Genomic DNA, 25,862 nt, shown 5'->3' with positions numbered 1-25,862 from the left:
TATTAAGAGTTACTTGATACTTAATACTAACTACTAAATACTAGAAAAAATGCAGAGTTTTAGAACAGAAATAGAAAACCAAGTTGTAGAAAAAGATATTATTGATTTAGCAGATAAAATTGCAAAATTCAATAACCTACAAATAGACGAAGAAAAATTTAGAAGTTTACGTTTAGCTAGAGGGGTTTACGGTCAGCGTCAAGAAGGCGTGCAAATGATTCGTATTAAATTGCCTTATGGTAAAGTAATGAGTAATCAATTACGAAGAATTTCTGAGGTTTCAGATGAGTATTCTAGAGGTAGGTTGCATATTACAACGCGTCAAGATATTCAAATTCACTATGTAGATTTACAAAGAACGCCAGAATTATGGGCAGAATTAGAAAAAGATGATGTTACGTTGCGTGAAGCTTGTGGTAATGTGGTAAGAAATGTAACTGCTTCAGAAACAGCAGGTATTGATGTTGATGAGCCTTTTGATGTTTCTCCGTATGCAGATGCTTTGTATAAATTCTTTTTACGTAACCCTATTTGTCAAGAAATGGGACGTAAATTCAAGGTTTCTTTTTCTTCTACAGATGCAGATACGGGATTATCTTATTTACATGATTTAGGATTTATTGCTAAAATTGAAAACGGAGTAAGAGGTTTTAAAGTGATGGTTGCAGGAGGATTAGGTTCTCAGCCAAGACATGCAGAAACTTTATATGAGTTTTTACCATCAGATAAAATTATTCCAGTAATGGAAGGTGTTTTAAGAGTTTTTGATCGTTATGGTGAACGTAAAAGTAGAGCCAAAGCAAGAATGAAATTCTTATTAAAAGACATCGGTTTAGAAGCTTTTAAAGAATTAGTAGCACAAGAACAAAAGGCTATCGAATTAAAATCAGTTGCTATTGATGCAGATGGTTATGTTGCGTCAACTCCAGTTTCTGTTGAAGCACCAGAAGCAGTTATAAAAGACCAAGCAGCATTTGAGTTATGGAAATCTACCAACTTAATTCCTCAAAAGCAAGCAGGTTATGTTGCAATCGGAATTAAAGTTTTATTAGGAGATTTTTATACAGATAAAGCTCGTTTATTAGCAGATTTAGTTGATGCATATGCAGCAGGTGAAGTTCGTTTAACCTTGCGTCAAAATATTGTTATTCCTTTTGTAAAAGAAGATTTAGTTCCTTATTTCTATCAAGAATTAGAGAAATTAGGTTTTGTAGCAGCAGGTTATAATAAAGCGGTAGATATTACAGCTTGTCCAGGTACAGATACATGTAACTTAGGTATTGCAAGTAGTACAGGTATTGCAGACGAATTAGAGCGCGTTATAAAAGCAGAATATCCTCAGTATTTAAAAAATGAAGACCTTGTAATTAAGATTAGTGGTTGTATGAATGCTTGTGGACAACACAATATGGCAAACATTGGTTTTCAAGGAATGACTGTTAGAACACCAGATAAATTAGTGGCGCCAGCGTTACAAGTTTTATTAGGTGGAGGAAATTTAGGAAACGGAAATGCATTATTTGCAGATAAAGTAGTAAAAGTACCAAGTAAAAGAGGACCAGAAGCATTGCGTAGAATTTTTAATGATTTTGAAGCAAATGCTAAGGGAAAATCTTTTGTAGACTATTATAAAGTGACAGGAGAACGTTATTTTTATGATTTATTAAACGATTTGCAAGATGTTACTAATTTAACTCAAGAAGATTTTATCGATTGGGGAGAAGAAGAGAAATATCTAAAAGAAATTGGTATTGGAGAATGTGCAGGTGTTGTAATCGATTTAATTGCTACTTTATTTTTAGAAAGTGATGAGAAAATTGAAAATGCAAACGAAGCTTTTGAAAACGGAGTGTATTCTGGTGCAATTTATTATGCATATCAGTCTATTGTAAATTCAGCAAAAGCATCTTTGTTAGCCGCAGATAAGAAAACAAATACGCATGCAAGTATTATTTCTCAATTTGACACTGAATTTATTTCATCAGAAAAAATAGATTTAGGAGGTTCTTTTGCAGATTTAATTTATCAAATTAATAAGTTTGCTCCAACAGAAGAATTTGCAAAGAAGTATATTAGCGATGCAAATACGTTTTTACAGAAAGTAAGAGCTTATAGAAATGCTGAAACTGCAATTGCAGAGTAAGTTATAAAAGAATAAAATGAGTTTTAAAACACCAAAGTTAACTGTAGTAGGTGCAGGCCCTGGCGATATAGATTTAATTACAGTAAAAGCCATTAAGGTTTTAAAAATGGCCGATGTAGTTTTATATGATGCTTTGGTGAATGAAGAATTGTTAGCATATATAAACCCAGAAGCTGAACAAATTTTTGTTGGAAAACGTAGAGGGTGTTATAAATATCAGCAAGAGCAAATTAATGAGTTGATTGTTACACGTGCAAAAGCAAGCGGACATGTAGTTCGTTTAAAAGGTGGCGATCCGTTTATTTTTGGAAGAGGAGCAGAAGAAATGGAGTATGCTGCAAGTTTTGGTTTAGAAACAGCAATGGTTCCAGGTATTTCTTCTTCTTTAGCAGTAGCTGCTTATCAAAATATACCGTTAACAAAACGTGGTAGCGCAGAAAGTTTTTGGGTAATTACAGGAACTACAAAAGACCATAAAATTTCTAATGATATTGAGTTGGCTGCAAAGTCTAACGCAACTGTAGTTGTTTTAATGGGCATGAGTAAGTTGCCTCAGATTGTAAAATTGTTTCAAGCAGAAGGTAAAAATAATTTACCTGTTGCAATTATTCAAAGAGGAACCACATCTGAAGAAAAAGTAGGAATTGGAACTGTAGATAGCATAGAAAAAATTGTTGCGGATAATGATTTAAAAAATCCTGCAATTATTGTTTTGGGTGAAGTTGTAAAACATCGTGAAACAATTTCAGACGTTCAACAACAATTTGCAAACGAATTAAAAGGATAGATTTATGGAAAAAAATAATTTATATCCTATTTTTTTAAAAACAAAAAATCTTCAAGTTTTAATAATTGGAGGAGGTTTTGTGGCAGAAGAAAAATTAACTTTTTTGTTAAAATCGAGTCCAGATGCAAATGTAACAATAGTCTCTCCTATGTTTAGAGAAGGCACAACTGCATTAGCAAAGAAGGGAAACGTAAAACTGATTAAAGAAAAATATAATAAACGGTATTTAAAAGGAAAGCATATTGTTGTGGCAACAACAGAGTTTCCAGAAGTAAACGAAAAGGTTTATAAACATTGTAGAAAGAGAAGCATATTGGTAAATGTTGCTGATAATCCTCCTTTTTGTGATTTTTATATGGGCGGCATTGTAACGAAAGGAAATGTAAAAGTAGCCATTTCTACCAATGGTCAATCACCAACAACAGCCAAAAGATTACGTCAGTTTTTTGAGGATGTAATTCCCGAAAATGTAGATGACTTGGTGCAGAATTTAAACGAGTTTAGAAAAACAATAAAAGGAGATTTCGAAGAAAAAGTGGAAACATTAAACGAATTCACCAAAGGATTAATAGAGAAAAAAGAATCTTAAGATGATTACAACAGACATACTTATTATTGGAGCAGGACCAACAGGGTTATTTACAGTTTTTGAAGCTGGTTTATTAAAATTAAAATGTCATTTAATTGATGCGTTGCCTCAACCAGGAGGGCAGTGTTCTGAGATTTATCCGAAGAAACCAATTTATGATATTCCTGCATATCCAGAAATTTTAGCTGGAGATTTAACACATAAATTAATAGAGCAAACAAAGCAATTTAAGCCCGGTTTTACCTTAGGTGAAAGAGCAGAAACAATAGACAAGCAAGATGATGGTACTTTTATTGTTACTACAAATAAAGGAACAAAACACCATGCTAAAATTGTTGCAATTGCTGGTGGTTTAGGTTCTTTTGAGCCAAGAAAACCATTGATACCTAACATCGCAGATTTTGAAGATAAAGGTGTTGAATACATTATTAAAGAACCAGAATTTTATAGAGATAAAAAAGTAGTAATTTCTGGTGGTGGAGATTCTGCTTTAGATTGGGCCGTTTTCTTATCCGATGTAGCATCAGAAGTAACTTTAATTCACAGAAGAAATGAATTTAGAGGTGCTTTAGATTCTGTAGAAAAAGTACAAGAATTAAAGAATTTAGGTAAAATTAGAATGATAACTCCTGCGGAAGTAAAAGGAATTATCGGTACAGATAAAGTAACGGGAGTTGCTGTAGAGAAAAAAGGAGAAGATGCTTTTATTGTAGATACAGATCATTTTATTCCGTTATTTGGATTATCACCAAAATTAGGGCCTATTGCAAACTGGGGATTAGAGATAGAGAAAAATGCAATTAAAGTAAATAATGCGTTAGATTATCAAACAAATATTCCTGGAATCTATGCTATTGGAGATGTAAACACATATCCTGGTAAATTAAAGTTAATTCTTTGTGGTTTTCACGAAGCAACTTTAATGTGTCAGAGTGCTTATCAAAGAATTTTTCCAGATAAGAAATACGTTATGAAATATACTACAGTTGGTGGTGTAGAAGGGTTTGATGGAACAAGAAAAGATGCACCGAAAGCTGTTGTAAAAGCGATTGAGTAATTTTTACTACAAGTTTTAAAAAACCTTATAAGTATAAAATTGTTAGGTTTACTTAATTTAGTAGACAATTAATAAAGAGAATAAGAAAGACCTTAAAGGTTTTTAAAACCTTTGAGGTCTAACCAAACAAATTTATTACTTTTGACTTTGGTAAAAAATGTAAAATGAGCGTAGATATAAATATAAAAATAACTGATAGAAATGGTGTAATGCATGAAATTGTAGCACCTACAGACATGGCAATGAACCTTATGGAGGTTGTTCGTTCTTACGAATTAGCAGAAGAAGGTACCATAGGTATTTGTGGCGGTATGGCCATGTGTGCTTCTTGTCAGTGTTATGTAAATTCAGATACCGAATTACCAGAAATGTCAGATGATGAAGATGCTATGTTAGCAGAAGCATTTAATGTAGAAGACAATAGTAGATTGGGCTGTCAGATACAAATGACCCCAGCAATGGAAGGGTTAGAGGTTACTTTAGCACCAGAAATGTAAAAGGCTATAATGAAAGAAACAGCACAAATAGTTACGTTTAAAAACTACAGCATGTGTTTAAGAGATGCGGTAGAAGTTTTTACTAAACAGTTAATTAATAACTTGTTTGATGAACTCCATTTGTCTGAAAGTGGCCAAGAAACAAGATTAAAATTTTTAAAAATTCTAGAAAGATTATCCGTTGAAAACGGAGAGAATTTGTGGAATGATTTTGAAAATTCTTTTGTTACTATTCGTCAAAAATTAGATTTAGATGCTGCTGCTGCAGAAAAAAATGATCCTGCTGCTAAAAGTTTAGAAGAAATTTATTTAGCATATCCAGGGTTTTATGCCATTGCAGTGTATCGCTTAAGTCACCAATTATTAAATTTAGGAATCCCTGTTTTTCCAAGAATAATGAGTGAGTTTGCACACAGCAAAACTGGTACAGAGATTCATCCAGGAGCACAAATAGGAGCTTCTTTTCATATAGATCACGGAACAGGAACTGTAATAGGAGAATCTGCTATTATAAAAGATAATGTACAGATTTTTCAGGGAGTAACTTTAGGAGGAATTCAGGTAAAGAAAAGTTTAGCATCAACAAAAAGGCATCCCACTATAGAGAGTGGTGTTGTTATTTATGCAAACGCTACTATTTTAGGAGGAGATGTTGTAATAGGAAAAAACTCTGTAATTGGAGCCAATGTTTGTATTATGGAATCCGTTCCAGAAAATTCGGTGGTAACAGTACAATCAGAAAATAATATTTTTCAAAAAAGAAATTAGAATGAAAACCAAGAGTATCATAGATTTTGTTGGAAATACACCACTTGTAGAAGTGCAAAATATCTTAAAGAAAGAAGGTGTTACTTTATTATTAAAACTAGAAGGAAATAATCCAGGAGGAAGTGTAAAAGATAGAGCAGCCTACTATATGATTTCTGAAGCAATTAAAAGAAAAAACATAAAGAAAGGTGATACTTTAGTAGAAGCAACAAGTGGAAACACGGGTATTGCATTGGCTTTAATGGCAAAAGTTTTAGGTGTAAATATGGTGCTTACAATGCCAGAAAACTCTACCATAGAACGTGTTAAAACAATGCGCGCATACGGAGCAAAAGTAATTTTAACTCCTGCAGATAAAGGTATTGAAGGAGCAATTGATTATGCTTTAAAGTTAAAATATAAAAAAGGATACTTTCGTTTAAATCAGTTTGATAATTTTGACAATCCGAAAGCACATTTTAATACAACAGGACCAGAAATTTGGAGAGATACAGAAGGAGAAGTTACTCATTTTGTTTCTGCCATGGGAACTACAGGTACCATTACTGGCGTTTCTGATTATTTAAAATCACAAAACGAAAATATTACCATTATTGGAGCGCAGCCAACAGAAGGAGCTAAAATACCTGGAATTAGAAAATGGTCTGAAGAATATATGCCCGCTATTTTTAAACCTAAAAAAATAGATCAAATATTTGAAGTAAGTGAAGAAGAAGCAAAAGAAATGACGGTTCGTTTGGCAAAAGAAGAAGGCATTTTTGCAGGAATGAGTAGTGGAGGATCTGTTGCTACCGCGTTAAAAGTAGCAAAATCAATAGATAAAGGTGTTATTGTTGCTATTATTTGTGATAGAGGAGATCGTTACTTATCATCAGATATCTACGAATAAATTATTAAAACAAGAAAAAAGTTCGTTACTTTGTAACGTAATTTAGTTCATTTATTAAATATTGTTATCAAGAAAGGTTGAGGGATTAGACCCGAGGAAGCCTTGGCAACCCTTTATCTTTAAAGAAGGTGCTAATTTCTACTGATTCTTTCTGAACTAGGTTCAGAACCTTTCAGAGAGATAACGGAAAAAGTATCAATTCTTCTTTTCCTGATAACACAAAAATTAATTTTCAGGAATGTCAAATATATACAAAGCTTTACAAGAAAGAATTTTGGTTTTAGATGGTGCTATGGGTACTATGCTACAAGCCTATAAATTCACGGAAGAAGATTTTAGGGGAGAACGTTTTAAAGACTATCCATCACCTTTACAAGGTAATAATGACTTGTTGTCAATAACGCAACCAGAAGCAATAAAAACCATTCATGGTAAATATTTTGAAGCTGGTGCAGATATTATAGAAACCAATACTTTTTCTGGAACTACTATTGCAATGGCAGATTATCAGATGGAAAATTTAGTGTACGAACTAAATTATCAATCTGCAAAAATTGCTAAAGAAGTTGCAAATGAGTTTACAGCAAAAGAACCACACAAACCTCGTTTTGTAGCAGGTTCTATTGGCCCAACAAACAGAACTGCAAGTATGTCTCCAGATGTAAATGATCCGGGTTATAGAGCAGTTACTTTTGATGAATTAAGAATTGCCTATAAACAACAAGTAGAAGCTTTATTAGATGGTGGTGCGGACTTATTGTTAGTAGAAACGGTGTTTGATACTCTAAATGCCAAAGCAGCATTATTTGCTATTGAAGAAGTAAAAGACGAGCGTAGTATTGATGTTCCAATTATGTTAAGTGGTACCATTACGGATGCTTCAGGTAGAACTTTATCTGGGCAAACTGCAGAAGCTTTTTTAATTTCTGTATCTCACATTCCTTTATTATCTGTAGGATTTAATTGTGCCTTAGGAGCTAATTTATTACAACCTCATTTACAGGCTATTGCAAACAAAACGGACTTTGCTATTTCTGCACATCCAAATGCTGGATTGCCAAATGCTTTTGGTGAGTACGACGAAACTGCAGAAGAAATGGGCGAGCAGATAGAAGAATATTTAAAGAAAGATTTAATCAATATTATCGGTGGATGTTGTGGAACATCACCTGAGCATATTAAAGAGATAGCAAGGATTTCGGGAAAATATAAGCCAAGAAATTTTGTAGTTATTCCAAGTAGAATAGAAAAAACTGTATAAATTAATAGACTTTACAAGCTTTTAAAACCAGTAAAGTATTATCATAATAAAAAAATCGATTATTTCTGTAGAGTCAGAAATTTCGTTATAAGTTAGAAGGAATAATGATACTAGAAGTTGCTACATTAAATATTAAAAAAGGTCTTTCAGATGCTTTTGAAAATCATTTTAAGAAGGCAGAAAAGATTATTTCTTCTATGAAAGGATATAACTCTCATCAATTAAAGAAATGTATTGAAGAAGAAGATAAATATATCTTATTAGTGAATTGGGAAACTCTAGAAGACCATGAAATTGGATTTAGAAAGTCTGATGAATATCAACAATGGAAAGAATTATTACATCATTTTTATGAACCTTTTCCAACAGTAGAACATTATAAATAATGAAAATAAAACAAACTAAATATATGAGATTGTCTGGTTTAGAACCTTTAATTCTAAACGAAAACAGCAATTTTATAAATGTTGGAGAACGTACAAATGTTGCGGGTTCTCGTAAGTTTTTAAGATTGATAAAAAACGAGCAATTTGATGAAGCTTTAGATATTGCTAGACACCAAGTAGATGGAGGAGCACAAATTATAGATATTAATTTTGATGACGGTTTAATTGACGGGAAACAAGCCATGGTTCGTTTCTTAAATTTAATTGCTGCAGAACCAGATATTTGTAGAGTGCCAATTATGATTGATAGCTCTAAGTGGGAAATCATAGAAGCTGGTTTACAAGTTGTGCAAGGAAAATGCGTTGTAAATTCAATTTCACTTAAAGAAGGAAAAGAAAAATTTATTTGGGAAGCAAAACAAATAAAACGATATGGAGCTGCCGTAATTGTCATGGCTTTTGATGCCGAAGGACAGGCAGATAACTATGATCGTAGAATTGAAATTGCTAAAAAGTCGTATGATATTTTAGTAGATGAAGTTGGTTTTCCTAGTGAAGATATTATTTTCGATTTAAATATATTTCCTGTTGCTACAGGAATGGATGAGCACAGAAGAAATGCCATCGATTTTATTGAAGCTACACGTTGGGTAAGAGAAAACTTAACCAACGCAAGTGTTAGTGGAGGTGTAAGTAATGTGTCGTTTTCTTTTAGGGGAAATGACGGAGTTAGAGAAGCGATGCATTCTGTATTTTTATATTATGCTATTCAGGCAGGTATGAATATGGGAATTGTAAACCCTGCACTTTTAGAAGTATATGACAATATTCCGAAAGATTTATTAGAGCGCGTAGAAGATGTGATTCTAGATAGAAGAGAAGATGCAACGGAACGTTTATTAGATTTTGCTGATACTGTAAAAGGTTCTAAAGTAGAAAAAACGGTAGATTTATCTTGGAGAGAAAACCCTTTACAAGATAGAATTACACATGCTTTGGTAAAAGGAATAGATGCTTTTATTATTGAAGATATAGAAACAGCAAGACAAGAAGCAACCTCACCAATTGAAGTGATTGAAGGTCATTTAATGATTGGTATGAATGTGGTTGGAGATTTATTTGGAGCAGGAAAAATGTTTTTACCGCAAGTAGTAAAATCTGCTCGTGTAATGAAAAAAGCAGTTGGTTACTTAAATCCCTTTATTGAAGCCGAAAAAGGAGACAAGCAAGAGCCTGTTGGTAAAATATTAATGGCAACTGTAAAAGGGGACGTGCATGATATTGGTAAAAATATTGTGAGTGTTGTTTTAGCATGTAATAATTACGAAATTGTAGACTTAGGCGTAATGGTTCCGCCAGAAAAAATTATTGAAATGGCTATTAGCGAGCGTGTAGATGCTATTGGTTTGTCTGGTTTAATTACACCGTCGTTAGATGAAATGGTGTATTTGGCAAAAGAAATGCAACGTCAGAATTTTGTATTGCCATTGTTAATTGGTGGTGCAACAACCTCTAAAGCGCATACTGCTGTTAAGATTGATACACAATATAAAAATGCGGTTGTGCATGTAAATGATGCTTCTAGAGCAGTAACTGTTGTAGGTGATTTATTAAATAAGAAAACATCACATGAGTACGTTGCCAAAATGAAAAAAGATTATGATGAATTTAGAACCAAGTTTTTAAAACGAGGGAAAGAAAAATCATACATTTCATTAAAGGAAGCACGTAAGCGTAAATATAAAATAGATTGGAAAACGTCTGAGATTGTAAAACCTAATGAATTAGGTATTCAGACTTTAGAACAATTAAGTTTAAAAGAATTATTACCTTTTATAGATTGGAGTCCGTTTTTTAGAAGTTGGGATTTACATGGTAAGTTTCCAGCTATTTTAAAGGATGAGGTTGTTGGTGAGCAAGCTACTATTATGTATGATGAAGCTCAGGCAATGATTAAAGAAATTATTGCGAAACAATTGTTAAAACCAAAAGCTGTTTTTGGTTTGTTTGAGGCAAATACTATAAATGATGATGATATTGCTGTAAAGAAAAAAGGAGGAGAAGAATTTATTTTTAGAACTTTACGTCAGCAATTAAAAAAGAGAGAAGGAATTCCGAATCATGCGTTATCAGATTTTATTGCACCAAAAGAAACTGGTAGAACAGATTATATAGGATCATTTTGTGTAGGTATTTTTGGAGCACAAGAATTAGCAGAAAGTTATAAGGCAAAAGAAGACGATTACAATGCAATTATGGCACAAGCAATTGCAGACCGTTTTGCAGAAGCAATGGCAGAATACTTGCATAAACAAGTTAGAACTAGACATTGGGGTTCTGATACAGATGAAGGTTTAACAAACGATGATCTAATAAAAGAAAGTTACAAAGGGATACGTCCTGCACCAGGATATCCTGCATGTCCAGATCATTTAGAAAAAGAAACCATTTGGGAATTGCTTAAAGTGGAAGAAAATATAGGTGTTACTTTAACAGAAAGTATGGCAATGTGGCCAGCTGCAGCAGTATCTGGTTATTATTTTGCAAACAAAGAATCTAAGTATTTTGGTCTGGGTAAAATTACCGATGATCAAGTAACAGATTATTCAACAAGAAAAGGAATTACAAAGGAGAAAGCTAGAAAATGGTTGCATCCAACACTTGCTGAAGAATAAAAGTTCACCTGAACTTTTACAAAAGGAAGGAAAGGATTATACTATTGTGAGACCCTTCAGGTTTTTAAAACCTGAAGGGTCTAAAAGAAGAGTTTTATAATAGGTAAGAAAAAGGTTTTAAACCCTTCCAGGATTAATCTTACAAAATGAGTATATATGGAATTTATAGAATTACATTTAGGAAGTTATGTTATTTCTCATGGTTTTGATAAAAACAATAAGGAGAAAATGACTCCAATTGCTGCAGAGAAGTTTGGAAAGAAGTTAATTGCAGTTTCTAGAATTAAATCTTTAAGCGAAAAATATATTCTGACTGATTATGTAGACGGAAGATGGATTTATTGGGAATACAAAGAAGATTTCGAAGCTGTAAAAAAGCTGCTAAAGAGCCCATCCTAACTTTCCCGAAGGGAAGGAGCACTCAGATGGAATCTAATAGGTTAGAAAGAGTGTTGGTAAAAATAAATTTAGATAAAGCAAGGAGTTGTTTTTTGTTGTTGAATTGACGCAGGCTTTAACCTGTGTTATAATTAATGAAAGGAATATTGGCTTTAGCCAAACGTTAAAAGGTAGAAAATATTCAGGAAAAAGGATTATTAACAGTTCTATTTTAACGCAAGAGTAAGTTTTGCATTAGCGATTAAAACCTTTCGACTACGCTCAAGACAGGCTCTATCCTTTTTGTTTTTTCGGCAAAAAGATATAGTCTTTCGGCTCAGCTCAAGATAAATTACAAGCGCCACCCTTGTGGTAACGCCCAAAAAGATAAAATAAATATTAATACAAAATAACCCGCAACAGTTTTCCTCCTTCGGAGGGATTAAGGGAGGCTAATGAAAGTTACAGATCACATTAAAAAAGCAAACGGAAAAACATTATTTTCTTTTGAGGTAATTCCGCCACAAAAAGGAAAAAATATTCAAGATTTATATAACAATATAGATCCTTTAATGGAATTTAATCCACCTTTTATAGATGTAACAACTTCTAGAGAAGAATATGTTTATGTAGACAAAGGAAACGGACTTTTAGATAAGAGAATTACTAGAATGCGCCCAGGGACGGTAGGTATTTGTGCGTCTATTATGCATAAATATAAGGTAGATGCAATTCCGCATTTATTGTGTGGAGGTTTCACCAAAGAAGAAACAGAATATGTTTTGGTAGATTGTCATTATTTAGGGTTGGATAATGTGGTTGCTTTAAGAGGAGATGCTAGAAAAGATGAGTCTTATTTTAAGGCAACCGAAGGAGGTAATGCCTTTGCAAGCGATTTGGTACAACAAATATCTGATTTAAATAAAGGAAAATATTTACATGACGATATTATAGTAGAGCATAATTATGATTTTTGTGTAGGTGTTGCAGGATATCCAGAAAAACATATGGAATCTCCGTCTTTAAACACAGATTTAAAACGTTTAAAACAAAAGGTAGATGCGGGTGCAGATTATGTGGTAACGCAAATGTTTTTTGATAATAATAAATATTTCGAGTTTGTTAAAAAAGCAAGAGAAATAGGTATTACAATACCAATTATTCCAGGAATTAAGCCGCTTGCAGTAAAAAGACATTTACAAATATTGCCTCAAGTTTTTAAAATAGATTTACCAGAAGATTTAATAGATGCTGTAGAGGGTTGTAAAGATAATAAGGCTGTAAGACAAGTAGGTATTGAGTTTGCTATTCAGCAATCTAAAGAGTTAAAAGAAGCAGGTGTGCCGTTTTTACATTATTATTCTATGGGTAAAAGTGATAATATACATGCAATTGCATCAAAGTTATTTTAGGCAATAATTTACGGGGAAGCATTAAAAAAAAAATAGGAATTCTTATTTTTAATTTGGTGAAGTTTAATGTGGGAGTTGTTTTTTAAAGCAAAAAATATAGCTGCTATTAAAAATAGGTATACTGAATTTATCTGAAGTTTATGGCTATTTTTTTATTGTAAGGATAACTAGTATTGATAGACAAATAAGAAAAAGTAATTTTTTAGAAAACTACGAAGTAAATAAAATGATTACTTTTGTAGTTCGAAACTAAAATAATAATTTAAAAATATAAAAATGGCATTAGAAATTACAGACGCAAACTTTGACGAATTAGTATTAAAATCTGACAAACCAGTATTAGTAGATTTTTGGGCAGCTTGGTGTGGACCATGTAGAATGGTAGGGCCAATTGTTGATGAAATTTATACTGAGTATGAAGGAAAAGCCATTGTAGGTAAAGTAGATGTTGATGCTAATCAAGAATTTGCAGCAAAATACGGAGTGCGTAACATACCAACTGTTTTAATCTTTAAAAACGGAGAAGTGGTAGACAAGCAAGTAGGTGTTGCACCTAAAAATGTGTATACAGGTAAAATTGATGCTGCTATATAAGTAGTATTCATTTTTTATAATATTAAAAAGGTTTGGCTAACGTCAAACCTTTTTTTATTTTAGTGAAACTCAATTTTGATACATAGCGAAGCTATGAAGTCAAAATTGTAAGTTGAACTAATCCCGCTTTTTAGCGGGATCTTATTATACTATTTTAAGATATTATTGAAATTGTTTCTCTGGTTTTTATCGAAATTGGTTTACGATTATAATTTAAAAAAAGAATTTGAATGAGATTTTATATTTACGTTTTATGTATAATCATTTTTATTTCTTGTGATAAACAAGAGAATCAATTAAAATTAGAAAAAGGAATTTCTTTTGAATTAGCACAATACAGAAAACAACAAATTACAGATGTTGTTTATGATATACATTTTAAAATTCCGAAGGAAAAAGAAAAGAAGATAGCATCTAAATTAATAGTTAATTTTACTATCAATGATTTAAAAAATAATGTTTTTCTTGATTTTAACGAAGATGCTTCTAAGTTGAAGTCAATAAAAGTAAATGGAGAAACATCCATAATAAATCATCAGAAAGAACACGTTATTATTGATAAGAAACGATTGAGTTTAGGTGAAAACTCAATAGAAATATTATTTGAAGCAGGAGAAAAATCACTCAACAGAAATGAAGAGTTTTTATATACCTTATTAGTTCCGGATAGAGCAAGTACGTTGTTTCCTTGTTTTGATCAGCCAGATATAAAAGCCAACTACAATTTAAGGATTACAGCGCCAAAAGATTGGAAAGTCTTGTCAGGTGGTTTTGAAGAAAGTAGTTTAGAAATAGATGGTTTTATAGAGCATACTTTTGCAACTTCAGATTTAATGAGTACGTATTTATTCTCTTTTGTAGCAGGTAAATTTACAGAAGAAACTCAAAACCCAGGAGCGTTTGATATGCGTTTTTTGTACCGAGAAAATAATAAAGAAAAGATAAGTGAAAGTGTAGATGAGGTGTTTAGCATTCATCAGAAATCGATTGACTTTTTAGAAGAATATACACAAGTTAAATTCCCGTTTCAAAAAATGGATTTTGCTGCCATTCCGCCTTTTCAGTATGGAGGAATGGAACATATTGGTGCTATACAATACAGACAATCGGCTTTATTTTTAGATAAGAATGCTACGTTAAATGCTAAATTAAGAAGGGCAAAATTAATTGCCCATGAAACATCGCATATGTGGTTTGGAGATTTGGTTACCATGAAATGGTTTAATGATGTTTGGATGAAAGAGGTGTTTGCTAATTTTATGGCAGATAAAATTATGAATCCTGTTTTTCCAGAAGTAAATCATAATCTTAATTTTATGATGTCTCATTACCCAAGTGCTTATTCTGAAGACAGAACAAAGGGAACAAATGCAATTAGACAGTATTTAGGCAACTTAAAAGATGCAGGCTCTTTATACGGAAGAATTATTTACAACAAAGCGCCAATTATGATGCGTCAGTTAGAAGCATTATTAGGTGAAGAGACTTTTAATGAAGGAATTCAAGAATACATAAAAAAGTATGAGAACTCTAATGCAGACTGGAACGAGTTGGTTGCTATTTTAGATAATAAATCACCAGGAAATATTAAAAATTGGTCTGATGTTTGGGTAAATTCATCTGGAAGGCCTGTTTTTTATGAAGAAATAGAATTGAATGATAAAGGAAACGTAACGAAGTTTGTAATCCATCAAAAAGCAGAAGATGGTTCTAATAAAATTTGGACACAATCTTTTAAAATTAAATTGATTGATAAAAGAGGGTATGAGAAAATTATCAACCTTAAGAATATGGGCAAATCTTTTGATATTACATCAGCAACAAAAGATTTTAAACCCGGACAAGTTTTGTACAATATAAACGGATTTGGTTATGGAGTTTTTCCTATTTATAATAAGGAAATAGACAGATATCAAAATATAACAGATGAGGTTTCTAGAGGTTCTCAATACATTAATTTATATGAAAACATGCTAATAGGAGAAGTTAGCCCGTTAGAAACCTATCAAATTTATTTGAATGCGATTCAAGTGGAAGAAAATGAATTGATAACAAGTTATTTGTCCGGAAGAATACAGACAATTTTTTGGACTTTCTTAACTGAAGGACAGCAAAATAATATTCAGAAGACAACAGAGAATCAGATTTATAAACTATTAGAAAAAGAGTTGCCTAAAAATATTAAGAAGACTTTGTTTAAATTGTATCAATCAATTGCAATTTCTGAAGTCGGTAAAGATCATTTATACCAAATTTGGAAAGAAAATAAGCGTATTAAGAATCTTCTTTTAAATGAAGATGATTTTACTTCTTTGGTGATGAAGTTGGTAATTTTTAAGCATTCTAAATCATTAGATATTTTAAAGCAACAACTAGTTAAAATAACCAATGAAGATAGGTTAGAGCGTTTTAATTGGTTGATGCCATCTCTTTCTGATGATGAAAATGTAAGAGATCACTTTATGAAGTTGCTTTTACAAAAAGAGAATAGGGAAAAAGAACCTTGGGTAGAAACTGCTCTGATTAATATACACCACCCGTTAAGACAAAAATCTTCAGCAAAACATTTAAAATCGGTTTTAGAAACATTAGAAGAAGTGCAATTAACAGGAGATATCTTTTTTCCTAAAGGTTGGTTGGCAAGTTCCATTGGTCAATATTCTTCTAAAGAAGCAAAAGTTGTGTTAGATCAATTTTTAGAGGAACATCCAGATTATAATGCTATCTTATTAAAGAAATTATTACAGACGACAGATAATTTAACGCGAGCTCAAAACATTAAAAAATAAGATGGATTTATCTGAAGTAAAATCAGAAATAAAAAACTTAGACTTACTTGCAAAACAAGTGGTAGAGGGTTTTATTACCGGAATTCATAAAAGTCCATTTCACGGGTTTTCTGTAGAGTTTTCTGAGCATAAATTATACAATAAAGGAGAAAGTACGCGTCATATAGATTGGAAGCTTTTTGCAAAGACAGAGAAGTTGTACACTAAAAAATATGAAGAAGAAACCAATTTAAGGTGCCATATTATCATAGATAATTCTGCTTCTATGCATTATCCTATTGTAAAAAAGCAAACGGTAGACAATTTAAACAAAGTTGGATTTTCTGCAGTTGCCTCGGCGTCATTAATGGAAATACTAAAAAGACAAAGAGATGCAGTTGGTTTAAGTATTTATGGCGATAGTTATGAATATTATGCTCCAGAAAAGGGGAGCGATCGGCACAGAAAGATGTTGTTGCATCAATTAGAGCAATTATTGGTTTCAGAATCTAAATCTTCTACAGAGACCTATAAATACTTGCACGAAATTGCAGAGAAAATACACAGGCGTTCATTAATTTTTGTTTTTACAGACATGTTTCAGCCAAATAAAGATAATGAAACACTTTTTGAAGCTTTAAAACATCTTAAATTTAATAAACATGAGGTTGTTTTGTTTCATACGTATGATGGAGAAACGGAATTTAACTTCAATTTTGACAATAATCCTAAAAAGTTTGTAGATGTTGAAACTGGAGAAGAAATTAATATATACGCAGAAAATATTAGAGAAAAGTACACTGCATTAGTTGGCGATTATTTTAAAGAATTGAAAAATAAATGTTTACAATATAAAATTGATTATATCCCTGTAGATATATGTAAAGGATACAATGCAGTTTTAACGGCATATTTAATTAGTAGAAAAAAAATATAAACTTTTTTTAATTTTATGCTTGTGTATCTAGAAATACATTGTATATTTGCAACCGCTTAAAGCAACGGTCTGGTAGTTCAGTTGGTTAGAATACCTGCCTGTCACGCAGGGGGTCGCGGGTTCGAGTCCCGTCCAGACCGCAAAAAGCACTTCATTTATGAAGTGCTTTTTTTGTGTCTAAATTTTAGTTGAAAAGCATTAAAATTATATAAAATGAAATTATTTTAAAATTATTTCATTTTTTTGTTGCGTATGTAAAAATACATTGTATATTTGCAACCGCTTAAAGCAACGGTCTGGTAGTTCAGTTGGTTAGAATACCTGCCTGTCACGCAGGGGGTCGCGGGTTCGAGTCCCGTCCAGACCGCGAAAAGCACTTCATTTATGAGGTGCTTTTTTTGTGTTTATAAGTTTCTGTATCGCTATAGTTGTTTGCGGTGTTTTTAAAAGCTATTGAGGTAATGTTAATGGATCAAGTCCAAAAGTTGTGGGATTTAGAAATTAGGCATAAATATTTGAGAGTCTAAAAAGGAAAAATTTGATGTTTCTAACACCTCTAAATTGTGCTCTAAATGCTTTTATTTTAGCATTAAACGATTCTGCAGAAGCATTTGTACTTCTATTGTCAAAATAGTTGAGTATATTCTGATAATGTATAGACATTGTTCTAGCAATGGTATTAAAGCTTTTAAACTTCGCTTGTCTTACATTTTCATCCCATTTAGCAAGTCTAGTTAAGGCAACGGTTTTATCTTTTGTTTGATTGTAAATCCAGGATAAGTTTTGACATAAATTGTATGCCTTTTCTATATCTGGATAAGTTTTAAAAAGTATTTCAGCTCTTTCTTGTTGGGAGTTAGTCCATTTGTTACTAGATTTATACAATAGGTATCTACTTCTAGCTAATAATTGTTTTAGAGTATCTCCATTTGGTAGTAGTTTAGGAACATATTTTAAGGAGTTGTTTCTAGCATTTTCTATGGCGTCGTTATCTTTATCTATTGCTTCCCAACGATGTTTAATGGATCAAGGGATCAAGTCCAAAAGTTGTGGGATTTAGAAATTAGGCATAAATATTTGAGAGTCTAAAAAGGAAAAATTTGATGTTTCTAACACCTCTAAATTGTGCTCTAAATGCTTTTATTTTAGCATTAAACGATTCTGCAGAAGCATTTGTACTTCTATTGTCAAAATAGTTGAGTATATTCTGATAATGTATAGACATTGTTCTAGCAATGGTATTAAAGCTTTTAAACTTCGCTTGTCTTACATTTTCATCCCATTTAGCAAGTCTAGTTAAGGCAACGGTTTTATCTTTTGTTTGATTGTAAATCCAGGATAAGTTTTGACATAAATTGTATGCCTTTTCTATATCTGGATAAGTTTTAAAAAGTATTTCAGCTCTTTCTTGTTGGGAGTTAGTCCATTTGTTACTAGATTTATACAATAGGTATCTACTTCTAGCTAATAATTGTTTTAGAGTATCTCCATTTGGTAGTAGTTTAGGAACATATTTTAAGGAGTTGTTTCTAGCATTTTCTATGGCGTCGTTATCTTTATCTATTGCTTCCCAACGATGTTTAATTCTAATTTCTTGCAAAGCATCTAAAGCTAATTTTTGCACATGAAATCGATCTATAACTAGTACTGCTTTTGGAAATGATTTTTTAACGATTAACCCCATGTTTGCTGCCATGTCTAAGGTTACTTCTTTTACTTTTTTTCGTTGTTTTAAAGAGATTTTATTAAGGATTCTAATAACATCTTCTGCTTTAGTGCCTTTAATCATGGCCAGTAAAGCACCTTTTTTTCCATTCGCATTTTTATTAGTCACGATAGTATATAAATCTCCATTAGAAAATGCTGTTTCATCTATGGAAAGATAGCTTCCAGTATTTTCAGGAAAAAGCAACCATTGTTCAGCATGTGGTTTTTGGTTCCATTGCTTAAAATCACTTAAATAATCTTTGTATTGTCTCTGTAAGTTTCTAGGGCTTACTCCGTAAAAGGTTGCTACAACAGATGTACTTGTAGCATTATTACAGACTGATTTGTTTTAAAAAAGCAGCAAATTCACTAGTAATTCTAGTGCCTTTTGCTACTAACTGCCAATCTCTTATCACTAATTTTTTAGAATTATCATCAATCCAACGCCTTCTAATAACATGTAGAAAAACGTTTTTACCTCGAATAGGAAAATCTTGAATAGTGGCTTCTGGAAAAAATCCTTTAGAGCTTAATTTAAGTGTTTTAAATTCTTCAGGAATTGTGTTTAACTCAGTGAAATAGAAATGGAGTTCTTCATTTTTAACTTCGTGTTTGGTAAGTTTAAAATAGTTAACAAGTATTTCTGGTAGTAATAATTTAATAAGCTCAATTGAAGTATCCAAAATAGAAGTAATTTAAAAGTCAAAGTTCTTCCTTTTTATTTTACTCCACAACTTTTTGTGTTGATCCTGTTTAATTCTAATTTCTTGCAAAGCATCTAAAGCTAATTTTTGCACATGAAATCGATCTATAACTAGTACTGCTTTTGGAAATGATTTTTTAACGATTAACCCCATGTTTGCTGCCATGTCTAAGGTTACTTCTTTTACTTTTTTTCGTTGTTTTAAAGAGATTTTATTAAGGATTCTAATAACATCTTCTGCTTTAGTGCCTTTAATCATGGCCAGTAAAGCACCTTTTTTTCCATTCGCATTTTTATTAGTCACGATAGTATATAAATCTCCATTAGAAAATGCTGTTTCATCTATGGAAAGATAGCTTCCAGTATTTTCAGGAAAAAGCAACCATTGTTCAGCATGTGGTTTTTGGTTCCATTGCTTAAAATCACTTAAATAATCTTTGTATTGTCTCTGTAAGTTTCTAGGGCTTACTCCGTAAAAGGTTGCTACAACAGATGTACTTGTAGCATTATTACAGACTGATTTGTTTTAAAAAAGCAGCAAATTCACTAGTAATTCTAGTGCCTTTTGCTACTAACTGCCAATCTCTTATCACTAATTTTTTAGAATTATCATCAATCCAACGCCTTCTAATAACATGTAGAAAAACGTTTTTACCTCGAATAGGAAAATCTTGAATAGTGGCTTCTGGAAAAAATCCTTTAGAGCTTAATTTAAGTGTTTTAAATTCTTCAGGAATTGTGTTTAACTCAGTGAAATAGAAATGGAGTTCTTCATTTTTAACTTCGTGTTTGGTAAGTTTAAAATAGTTAACAAGTATTTCTGGTAGTAATAATTTAATAAGCTCAATTGAAGTATCCAAAATAGAAGTAATTTAAAAGTCAAAGTTCTTCCTTTTTATTTTACTCCACAACTTTTTGTGTTGATCCATGTTAATCTATGGCTCAATTATTTATTTTCATTCCATCAGCTTGCTGTAAAAACGAAAAAAGGCGCATTGTTGAATGCACCTTTTTAAAATATGATAATAAAGTATTTTTGTTTTAGAATCCTTGAGCAATTTTGTCTAATTCAATACTATTTAATATTGAAATATCCTTTCCTTTAAACTCAATAATTTTCTTCTTTTTTAATTCAGATAATAAGCGAATAGCAGACTCTGTTGCTGTTCCTATAATGTTGGCAATATCTTCTCTAGAAAGGTGAATATTTATAGATCCGTCTGCATTTGTACCAAACTTTTTATGTAGATTTAAAAGTGTTTCAGCCAAACGTTGCTTTACTGTTTTTTGAGCCATATCTACAATAACATTATCAGCTTGCTTTAAGGTTTGAGCCATGTCTTTAAGCACATTCATTGTAAAGTTTGGGTTTTTAGATAAATCCTTTAAAATTTCTTCTTTAGGAATAAAACAGACTTCCATGTCGTTTAAAGCAACTGCTTTAAGGTTAGATACTTCGTCAGAGATTAAACTTCTTTCTCCTAATAAATCACCTTTGGTTACCAAACTAATAATTTGATTTCTACCATTTTCACTCATTTTAGAAACCTTACAAACACCATCTTTAATGCAGAAAACACCTTTTAATCGCTCTCCTTCTTCAAAAATAGCCTCTCCCTTTTTTATAACTTTAGATGTTTTGCAGTTAGATATCTTAACCAGTTCTTCTTTAGTTAAGTGTTGTAAGGAATTAAATTGACGAATAATACATTGCTCGCATTTACTCATAATGACTAATGGTATTTGAGAGTCAAAGATATTAAAAATGTGATATATATCATGTTCTAAAGCATGATTCTTATTGTAAATTTGCAAAAGGCAAAAGAGTAAATATGAAATCTACACAATGTTATCACTGTGGTGATTCTTGTGATGATAATTTAATTAAGTTCGATGAAAAGAGTTTCTGTTGCAATGGTTGTAAAACTGTTTATGAAATTTTTTCTGAAAATGATTTAACTTGTTATTACAATTTTCAAGACAATCCAGGGGCAATTCCTACCGAAATTAAAGGGAAATACGACTTTTTAGAGAATATAGAAATCGCTGAAAAGTTATTAGACTTTAATGATGGTAATACACAAATAGCGACGCTTTATATTCCGCATATTCACTGTAGTTCTTGTATTTGGGTGTTGGAAAATTTAAATAAATTAAATCCTAAAATTTCTACATCTCAAGTAGATTTTCCAAAGAAAAAAGTAAGAGTTACATTTAATTCAGATAAAACATCTTTAAAAGAAATTGTACTTTTATTAAGTTCTATTGGTTATGAACCCTACATTAGTTTAGATGATTATGAAGGTGGAAAAAAAGCAGTAGATAGAAGTCTTATTTATAAATTAGGAATTGCAGGTTTTGCTTTTGGAAATGTGATGTTTCTTTCCTTTCCAGAATATTTTGAAGTAGATGGTTTTTGGATAGAAAAGTACAAACATATCTTTAGATGGTTAATGTTTGCTTTTTCATTACCAGTTGTTTTTTATGCCGGTCAAGGATATTTTATATCTGCTTTTAAGGGCTTACGTTCTAAAATATTAAATATTGATGTTCCTATTGCATTGGGTATTCTTGTACTATTTATTAGAAGTACTGTAGAAATTATTTTAGACCTCGGTACAGGTTTCTTTGACAGTTTAACAGGCTTGGTATTCTTCCTTTTATTAGGGAAGTTTTTTCAGCAGAAAACGTACAATTTTTTGTCTTTTGAGCGAGATTATAAATCCTATTTTCCTATTGCAGTTACCCGTGTTTCTAAGGACGGAAAAGAAGAAAATGTTGCTATTTATGATATTGTAAAAGGAGACAGATTACTTATTAGAAACCAAGAATTAATTCCTACAGATGGTATTCTTATCAACGGAACTGCAGATATAGATTATAGTTTTGTTACCGGAGAAGCGGAACCAGTTTCTAAAAAATCTGGCGATAAATTATTTGCTGGTGGTAAACAACTTTCAGGAATCATAGAAATGGAAGTTTTAGCCTCTGTTTCTCAAAGTTACTTAACGCAATTATGGAGCAATGATGTGTTTAACAAAGATAATCAATCTCATTTTAAGACAATTACAGATAAAATTAGTAAGAATTTTACCATCATAGTATTATCGGTTGCTTTGTTATCAACCACATTTTGGTTATTTTTTGATGCTAGTAAAGCTTTAAACGTATTTACTGCGGTTTTAATTATAGCGTGTCCTTGTGCAATTGCTTTAGCAGCTCCATTTGCCTTAGGTAATATGTTACGCATTTTTGGGAAGGAAAAATTTTATTTAAAAAATGCAACTGTTGTAGAGCAGTTGGCAGCCATAGATTCTATTATTTTTGATAAAACAGGTACATTAACCACACATAAAGAAAATACGATTTCTTATGATGGAATTGAGTTAAATAATCAAGAGAAAAGTGTTTTAAAAAGTTCTTTAAGAGCTTCTAATCATCCGTTAAGTAGAACTTTGTATGATAGTTTAGGAGAGGTAGAGGTACTTGCTATTTCTAATTTTAAAGAAATTGTAGGAAAAGGTATTGAAGTAAGTTGTAAAGATGTAAAATTAAAGTTAGGTTCTTCTTCTTTTGTTAATGATAATACAGATATCTCTGCTTTAGATACTGCTGTATATGTTAGTTTTAATGAGGTTTATAAAGGGAAGTTTGTCTTTAAAAATTCTTATAGAGAAGGTGTAAAAGACTTATTTACTTCTTTAAAAGTAGCATATCAATTATCAGTTGTTTCTGGAGATAATGAAGGTGAAAGAGTTTATTTAGAAGATAATCTACCAGAAGGCACCCATTTATTATTTAACCAAAAACCAGAAGATAAATTAGAAGTCGTTGCAGATCTTCAGCAAAAACATCAAAAAGTAATGATGATTGGAGATGGTTTAAATGATGCAGGTGCTTTGGCAAAAAGTGATGTTGGTATTGCGTTGTCAGAAAATATTAATGTGTTTTCTCCAGCTTGTGACGGAATTTTAGATGCATCAAAATTTAATAAAATAGGAGTTTATATATTGGCTTCAAAAAAAGCTATTAAAGTTATCAAATACAGTTTTATACTGTCTCTATGTTACAATGTAATAGGATTGTATTTTGCTGTAACGGGACAATTAATACCAGTAATGGCAGCGATTTTAATGCCTTTAAGTTCTATCAGTATTGTGGTTTTTACAACAATCTCTACCAATTTAATCGGAAACAAAATAAAATAATTATGAGTGTTCATATCGAAGCAAAAAAAGGAGAAATAGCAGCAACAGTTTTGTTGCCTGGAGATCCTATGAGAGCCAAATGGATTGCAGATACTTTTTTGAAAGATGTTAAGCAATACAATGATGTGAGAGGTATGTTAGGTTTTACAGGTACTTATAATGGTAAAAAGGTATCTGTGCAAGGAACGGGAATGGGCATACCATCTACCCTAATTTATGCTACAGAATTAATTACAGAATATGGTGTAAAAAACCTAATTAGAGTTGGTTCTGCAGGCTCTTATCAGAAAGATGTAAAAATAAGAGATATTGTTTTGGCAATGTCAGCTTCTACCAATTCGTGTTTAAATACCATTCGTTTTAACGGAGCAGATTATGCACCAACTGCGAGCTTTAAATTATTTCAGAAAGCAGTAGAAGTTGCAAAAGAAAAAAATATAACTGTAAATGCTGGAGGGGTTTTAAGTTCAGATGAATTTTATGCAGATGAATTTGATAGTTATAAAAAATGGGCAGATTATGGTGTTTTATGTGTAGAAATGGAAACTGCTGGTTTATACACGGTAGCAGCAAAACACAATGTAAACGCATTGTCTATTTTAACTATTTCTGATAGTTTGGTTACCAAAGAAAGAACTACCGCAGAGGAGAGAGAACAAACCTTTAAGGAAATGATAGAAATTGCTTTAGAGCTTACTTAAAAATATTTAAAATGAAAAAATCACTAGTACAAAAATATAACATTCCAGGACCAAGATATACCAGTTATCCAACTGTGCCTTATTGGAACAAAGCAGGAATAGATAAACAAGATTGGATACAGTCTTTTCAAACCTCTTTTAAAGAAAGTAATGCATCCGAAGGAATAAGTATTTACATTCATTTACCTTTTTGTGAAAGTTTGTGTACGTTTTGTGCGTGTCATAAACACATTACAAAACGTCATGAAGTAGAAGATGAATATATAGATACCGTTTTAAAAGAATGGAAATTATATGTGGCTTTGGTAGATGAAGTTCCGGTTGTAAAAGAATTGCATTTAGGAGGTGGAACTCCAACTTTTTTCTCAAAAGAAAACCTAAAATATTTAATGGATGGCATTTTCGAAATTGCAAAAAAACATCCAGAAGCAGAGTTTAGTTTTGAAGGACATCCTAATAATACTACCAAAGAACAATTACAAACGCTGTTTGATGAAGGCTATACAAGAGTAAGTTTTGGTGTGCAGGATTATAATGAAAAAGTACAAAAAGCAATTCATAGAGTCCAGCCTTTTGAAGCTGTAGAGCAGGTGACTAGATGGTCTCGAGAAATTGGGTATACTTCTGTCAGTCACGATTTAATTTTTGGATTACCACACCAAACCAAAGAAAACGTTATTTATAGCATTAACAAAACAAAAGAATTACAACCAGACAGAATTTCATTTTATAGTTACGCACACGTACCTTGGGTAAAAGGTGTTGGGCAAAGAGGTTTTAATGAAGATGATTTACCCAAAGATGATGAAAAAAGAGCCTTATATGAAATTGGGAAAGAACTTTTTGCAGAGTTAGGGTATGTAGAAATTGGTATGGATCATTTTGCACTAAAGACCGATAGTTTGTATAAAGCCACCATCAACAAAACATTGCACAGGAATTTTATGGGCTATACTGCCAATAAAACAAAGCTAATGATTGGTTTAGGAATGTCTGCAATTTCCGATTCTTGGTATGCATTTGCGCAAAATGTAAAGACAGTAAAAGAATATCAGAAAATTGTAAACGAAGGAGAAATTCCAATTTTTAGAGGACACCTTTTATCTGAAGAAGATAGAGTTATTAGAAAACATATCTTAAATATTATGTGTCATTTTTCCACTTCGTGGGAAGACAAAACAATGAACATCAATAATATTGAAGAACATTTAGCATTGTTAAGCGAAATGGAGCAAGACGGATTGGTTAAAATTGATGTAAAATCAAAATCTTTATCAATACCAGAAGAGGCAAGACCTTATGTACGAAACATTTGTATGGCATTTGATTTGCATCTTTTAAAAAATAAGCCAAAAACACAGTTATTTTCTATGACTATTTAACAAAAAATTAAGATATTTAC

Annotated in this window: 24 protein-coding genes, 2 tRNA genes and 1 riboswitch; of the genes, 20 read left to right on the top strand and 6 right to left on the bottom strand. The window is 31.7% G+C overall.

Features of this window, described 5'->3' with window-relative positions; translation table 11 throughout:
* The first annotated feature begins 49 nt into the window (after positions 1 to 49).
* The 17 genes from KV700_RS07965 (at position 50) to KV700_RS07885 (ending at position 17,508) form a co-directional block, all read left to right on the top strand.
* Positions 50 to 2,143 (top strand): HEPN domain-containing protein, encoded by a 2,094-nt coding sequence (locus KV700_RS07965; RefSeq protein WP_218599722.1) that lies wholly within the window; start codon positions 50 to 52, stop codon positions 2,141 to 2,143.
* Between the two features lie 16 nt (positions 2,144 to 2,159).
* A complete protein-coding gene (gene cobA, locus KV700_RS07960; RefSeq protein WP_218599721.1) occupies positions 2,160 to 2,930 on the top strand; it encodes a uroporphyrinogen-III C-methyltransferase in 771 nt (256 codons plus the stop codon).
* Positions 2,931 to 2,934: 4 nt separating this feature from the next.
* On the top strand, positions 2,935 to 3,519 hold the full coding sequence (locus KV700_RS07955; protein WP_218599720.1) for a bifunctional precorrin-2 dehydrogenase/sirohydrochlorin ferrochelatase: 585 nt from the start codon (positions 2,935 to 2,937) through the stop codon (positions 3,517 to 3,519).
* Position 3,520: 1 nt separating this feature from the next.
* A complete protein-coding gene (locus tag KV700_RS07950; protein ID WP_166386949.1) occupies positions 3,521 to 4,576 on the top strand; it encodes an NAD(P)/FAD-dependent oxidoreductase in 1,056 nt (351 codons plus the stop codon).
* A gap of 164 nt (positions 4,577 to 4,740) precedes the next feature.
* Complete coding sequence (locus KV700_RS07945; protein ID WP_166386951.1) at positions 4,741 to 5,073, top strand: 2Fe-2S iron-sulfur cluster-binding protein; 333 nt, start codon at positions 4,741 to 4,743, stop codon at positions 5,071 to 5,073.
* A gap of 9 nt (positions 5,074 to 5,082) precedes the next feature.
* A complete protein-coding gene (epsC, locus tag KV700_RS07940) occupies positions 5,083 to 5,841 on the top strand; it encodes a serine O-acetyltransferase EpsC (RefSeq protein ID WP_166386953.1) in 759 nt (252 codons plus the stop codon).
* Between the two features lies 1 nt (position 5,842).
* Positions 5,843 to 6,730 (top strand): cysteine synthase CysM, encoded by an 888-nt coding sequence (gene cysM, locus KV700_RS07935; protein ID WP_166386955.1) that lies wholly within the window; start codon positions 5,843 to 5,845, stop codon positions 6,728 to 6,730.
* Positions 6,731 to 6,791: 61 nt separating this feature from the next.
* A riboswitch (SAM riboswitch) is annotated at positions 6,792 to 6,917 on the top strand.
* A 51-nt stretch (positions 6,918 to 6,968) separates the two neighbouring features.
* Positions 6,969 to 7,991: a homocysteine S-methyltransferase family protein gene (locus KV700_RS07930; protein WP_218599719.1), complete on the top strand. Its 1,023-nt coding sequence runs from the start codon at positions 6,969 to 6,971 to the stop codon at positions 7,989 to 7,991.
* Positions 7,992 to 8,095: 104 nt separating this feature from the next.
* Positions 8,096 to 8,377 (top strand): antibiotic biosynthesis monooxygenase, encoded by a 282-nt coding sequence (locus KV700_RS07925; RefSeq protein ID WP_166386959.1) that lies wholly within the window; start codon positions 8,096 to 8,098, stop codon positions 8,375 to 8,377.
* A complete protein-coding gene (metH, locus tag KV700_RS07920) occupies positions 8,377 to 11,052 on the top strand; it encodes a methionine synthase (protein WP_166386961.1) in 2,676 nt (891 codons plus the stop codon). Before KV700_RS07925 ends, metH begins: the two co-directional genes overlap by 1 nt.
* A 156-nt stretch (positions 11,053 to 11,208) precedes the next feature.
* Positions 11,209 to 11,451, top strand: coding sequence for a hypothetical protein (locus tag KV700_RS07915; RefSeq protein ID WP_218599718.1), 243 nt, complete (start codon positions 11,209 to 11,211; stop codon positions 11,449 to 11,451).
* 434 nt (positions 11,452 to 11,885) lie between these two features.
* Entirely contained in the window at positions 11,886 to 12,842 is a 957-nt protein-coding gene (metF, locus tag KV700_RS07910) for a methylenetetrahydrofolate reductase [NAD(P)H] (RefSeq protein WP_166386965.1), read from the top strand.
* Between the two features lie 276 nt (positions 12,843 to 13,118).
* Entirely contained in the window at positions 13,119 to 13,436 is a 318-nt protein-coding gene (gene trxA, locus KV700_RS07905; protein WP_166386967.1) for a thioredoxin, read from the top strand.
* Between the two features lie 230 nt (positions 13,437 to 13,666).
* Positions 13,667 to 16,225, top strand: coding sequence for a M1 family aminopeptidase (locus tag KV700_RS07900; protein ID WP_218599717.1), 2,559 nt, complete (start codon positions 13,667 to 13,669; stop codon positions 16,223 to 16,225).
* Position 16,226: 1 nt separating this feature from the next.
* Entirely contained in the window at positions 16,227 to 17,141 is a 915-nt protein-coding gene (locus KV700_RS07895; protein WP_218599716.1) for a DUF58 domain-containing protein, read from the top strand.
* A 66-nt stretch (positions 17,142 to 17,207) separates the two neighbouring features.
* A tRNA-Asp gene (locus KV700_RS07890) sits at positions 17,208 to 17,281 on the top strand.
* A 153-nt stretch (positions 17,282 to 17,434) separates the two neighbouring features.
* A tRNA-Asp gene (locus tag KV700_RS07885) sits at positions 17,435 to 17,508 on the top strand.
* Between the two features lie 134 nt (positions 17,509 to 17,642).
* On the opposite strand, the gene KV700_RS07880 is transcribed toward KV700_RS07885, so the two are convergent.
* The 6 genes from KV700_RS07880 to KV700_RS07855 all read right to left on the bottom strand — a co-directional run bounded on the left by KV700_RS07880 (position 17,643) and on the right by KV700_RS07855 (position 21,279).
* On the bottom strand, positions 17,643 to 18,122 hold the full coding sequence (locus tag KV700_RS07880) for a transposase (protein WP_218599830.1): 480 nt from the start codon (positions 18,120 to 18,122) through the stop codon (positions 17,643 to 17,645).
* Between the two features lie 82 nt (positions 18,123 to 18,204).
* Positions 18,205 to 19,053, bottom strand: coding sequence for a transposase (locus tag KV700_RS07875; protein WP_218598260.1), 849 nt, complete (start codon positions 19,051 to 19,053; stop codon positions 18,205 to 18,207).
* 127 nt (positions 19,054 to 19,180) lie between these two features.
* Positions 19,181 to 19,531 (bottom strand): transposase, encoded by a 351-nt coding sequence (locus KV700_RS07870; protein ID WP_218597728.1) that lies wholly within the window; start codon positions 19,529 to 19,531, stop codon positions 19,181 to 19,183.
* 12 nt (positions 19,532 to 19,543) lie between these two features.
* On the bottom strand, positions 19,544 to 19,933 hold the full coding sequence (locus tag KV700_RS07865) for a transposase (protein WP_254712992.1): 390 nt from the start codon (positions 19,931 to 19,933) through the stop codon (positions 19,544 to 19,546).
* A gap of 127 nt (positions 19,934 to 20,060) precedes the next feature.
* Positions 20,061 to 20,411, bottom strand: coding sequence for a transposase (locus KV700_RS07860; protein ID WP_218597728.1), 351 nt, complete (start codon positions 20,409 to 20,411; stop codon positions 20,061 to 20,063).
* Between the two features lie 181 nt (positions 20,412 to 20,592).
* Entirely contained in the window at positions 20,593 to 21,279 is a 687-nt protein-coding gene (locus KV700_RS07855) for a Crp/Fnr family transcriptional regulator (protein ID WP_166386973.1), read from the bottom strand.
* A 104-nt stretch (positions 21,280 to 21,383) separates the two neighbouring features.
* Here KV700_RS07855 and KV700_RS07850 point away from each other — a divergent pair, with 104 nt between their 5' ends.
* From KV700_RS07850 to hemN, 3 genes are read left to right on the top strand one after another with little or no spacing between them, the layout of a single operon-like run.
* Complete coding sequence (locus KV700_RS07850; protein WP_218599715.1) at positions 21,384 to 23,759, top strand: heavy metal translocating P-type ATPase metal-binding domain-containing protein; 2,376 nt, start codon at positions 21,384 to 21,386, stop codon at positions 23,757 to 23,759.
* A 2-nt stretch (positions 23,760 to 23,761) separates the two neighbouring features.
* Positions 23,762 to 24,460 (top strand): purine-nucleoside phosphorylase, encoded by a 699-nt coding sequence (gene deoD / locus KV700_RS07845; RefSeq protein ID WP_218599714.1) that lies wholly within the window; start codon positions 23,762 to 23,764, stop codon positions 24,458 to 24,460.
* An 11-nt stretch (positions 24,461 to 24,471) separates the two neighbouring features.
* Positions 24,472 to 25,842, top strand: a complete 1,371-nt coding sequence (hemN, locus tag KV700_RS07840) for an oxygen-independent coproporphyrinogen III oxidase (protein ID WP_166386979.1) — start codon at positions 24,472 to 24,474, stop codon at positions 25,840 to 25,842.
* Positions 25,843 to 25,862: the final 20 nt, after the last annotated feature.

The organism is Polaribacter sp. NJDZ03 (genome assembly GCF_019263805.1).
GTDB lineage: Bacteria > Bacteroidota > Bacteroidia > Flavobacteriales > Flavobacteriaceae > Polaribacter.
Note: the sequence above shows the minus strand (reverse complement) of the source record. Positions and strands in the feature narration are given on the sequence as shown.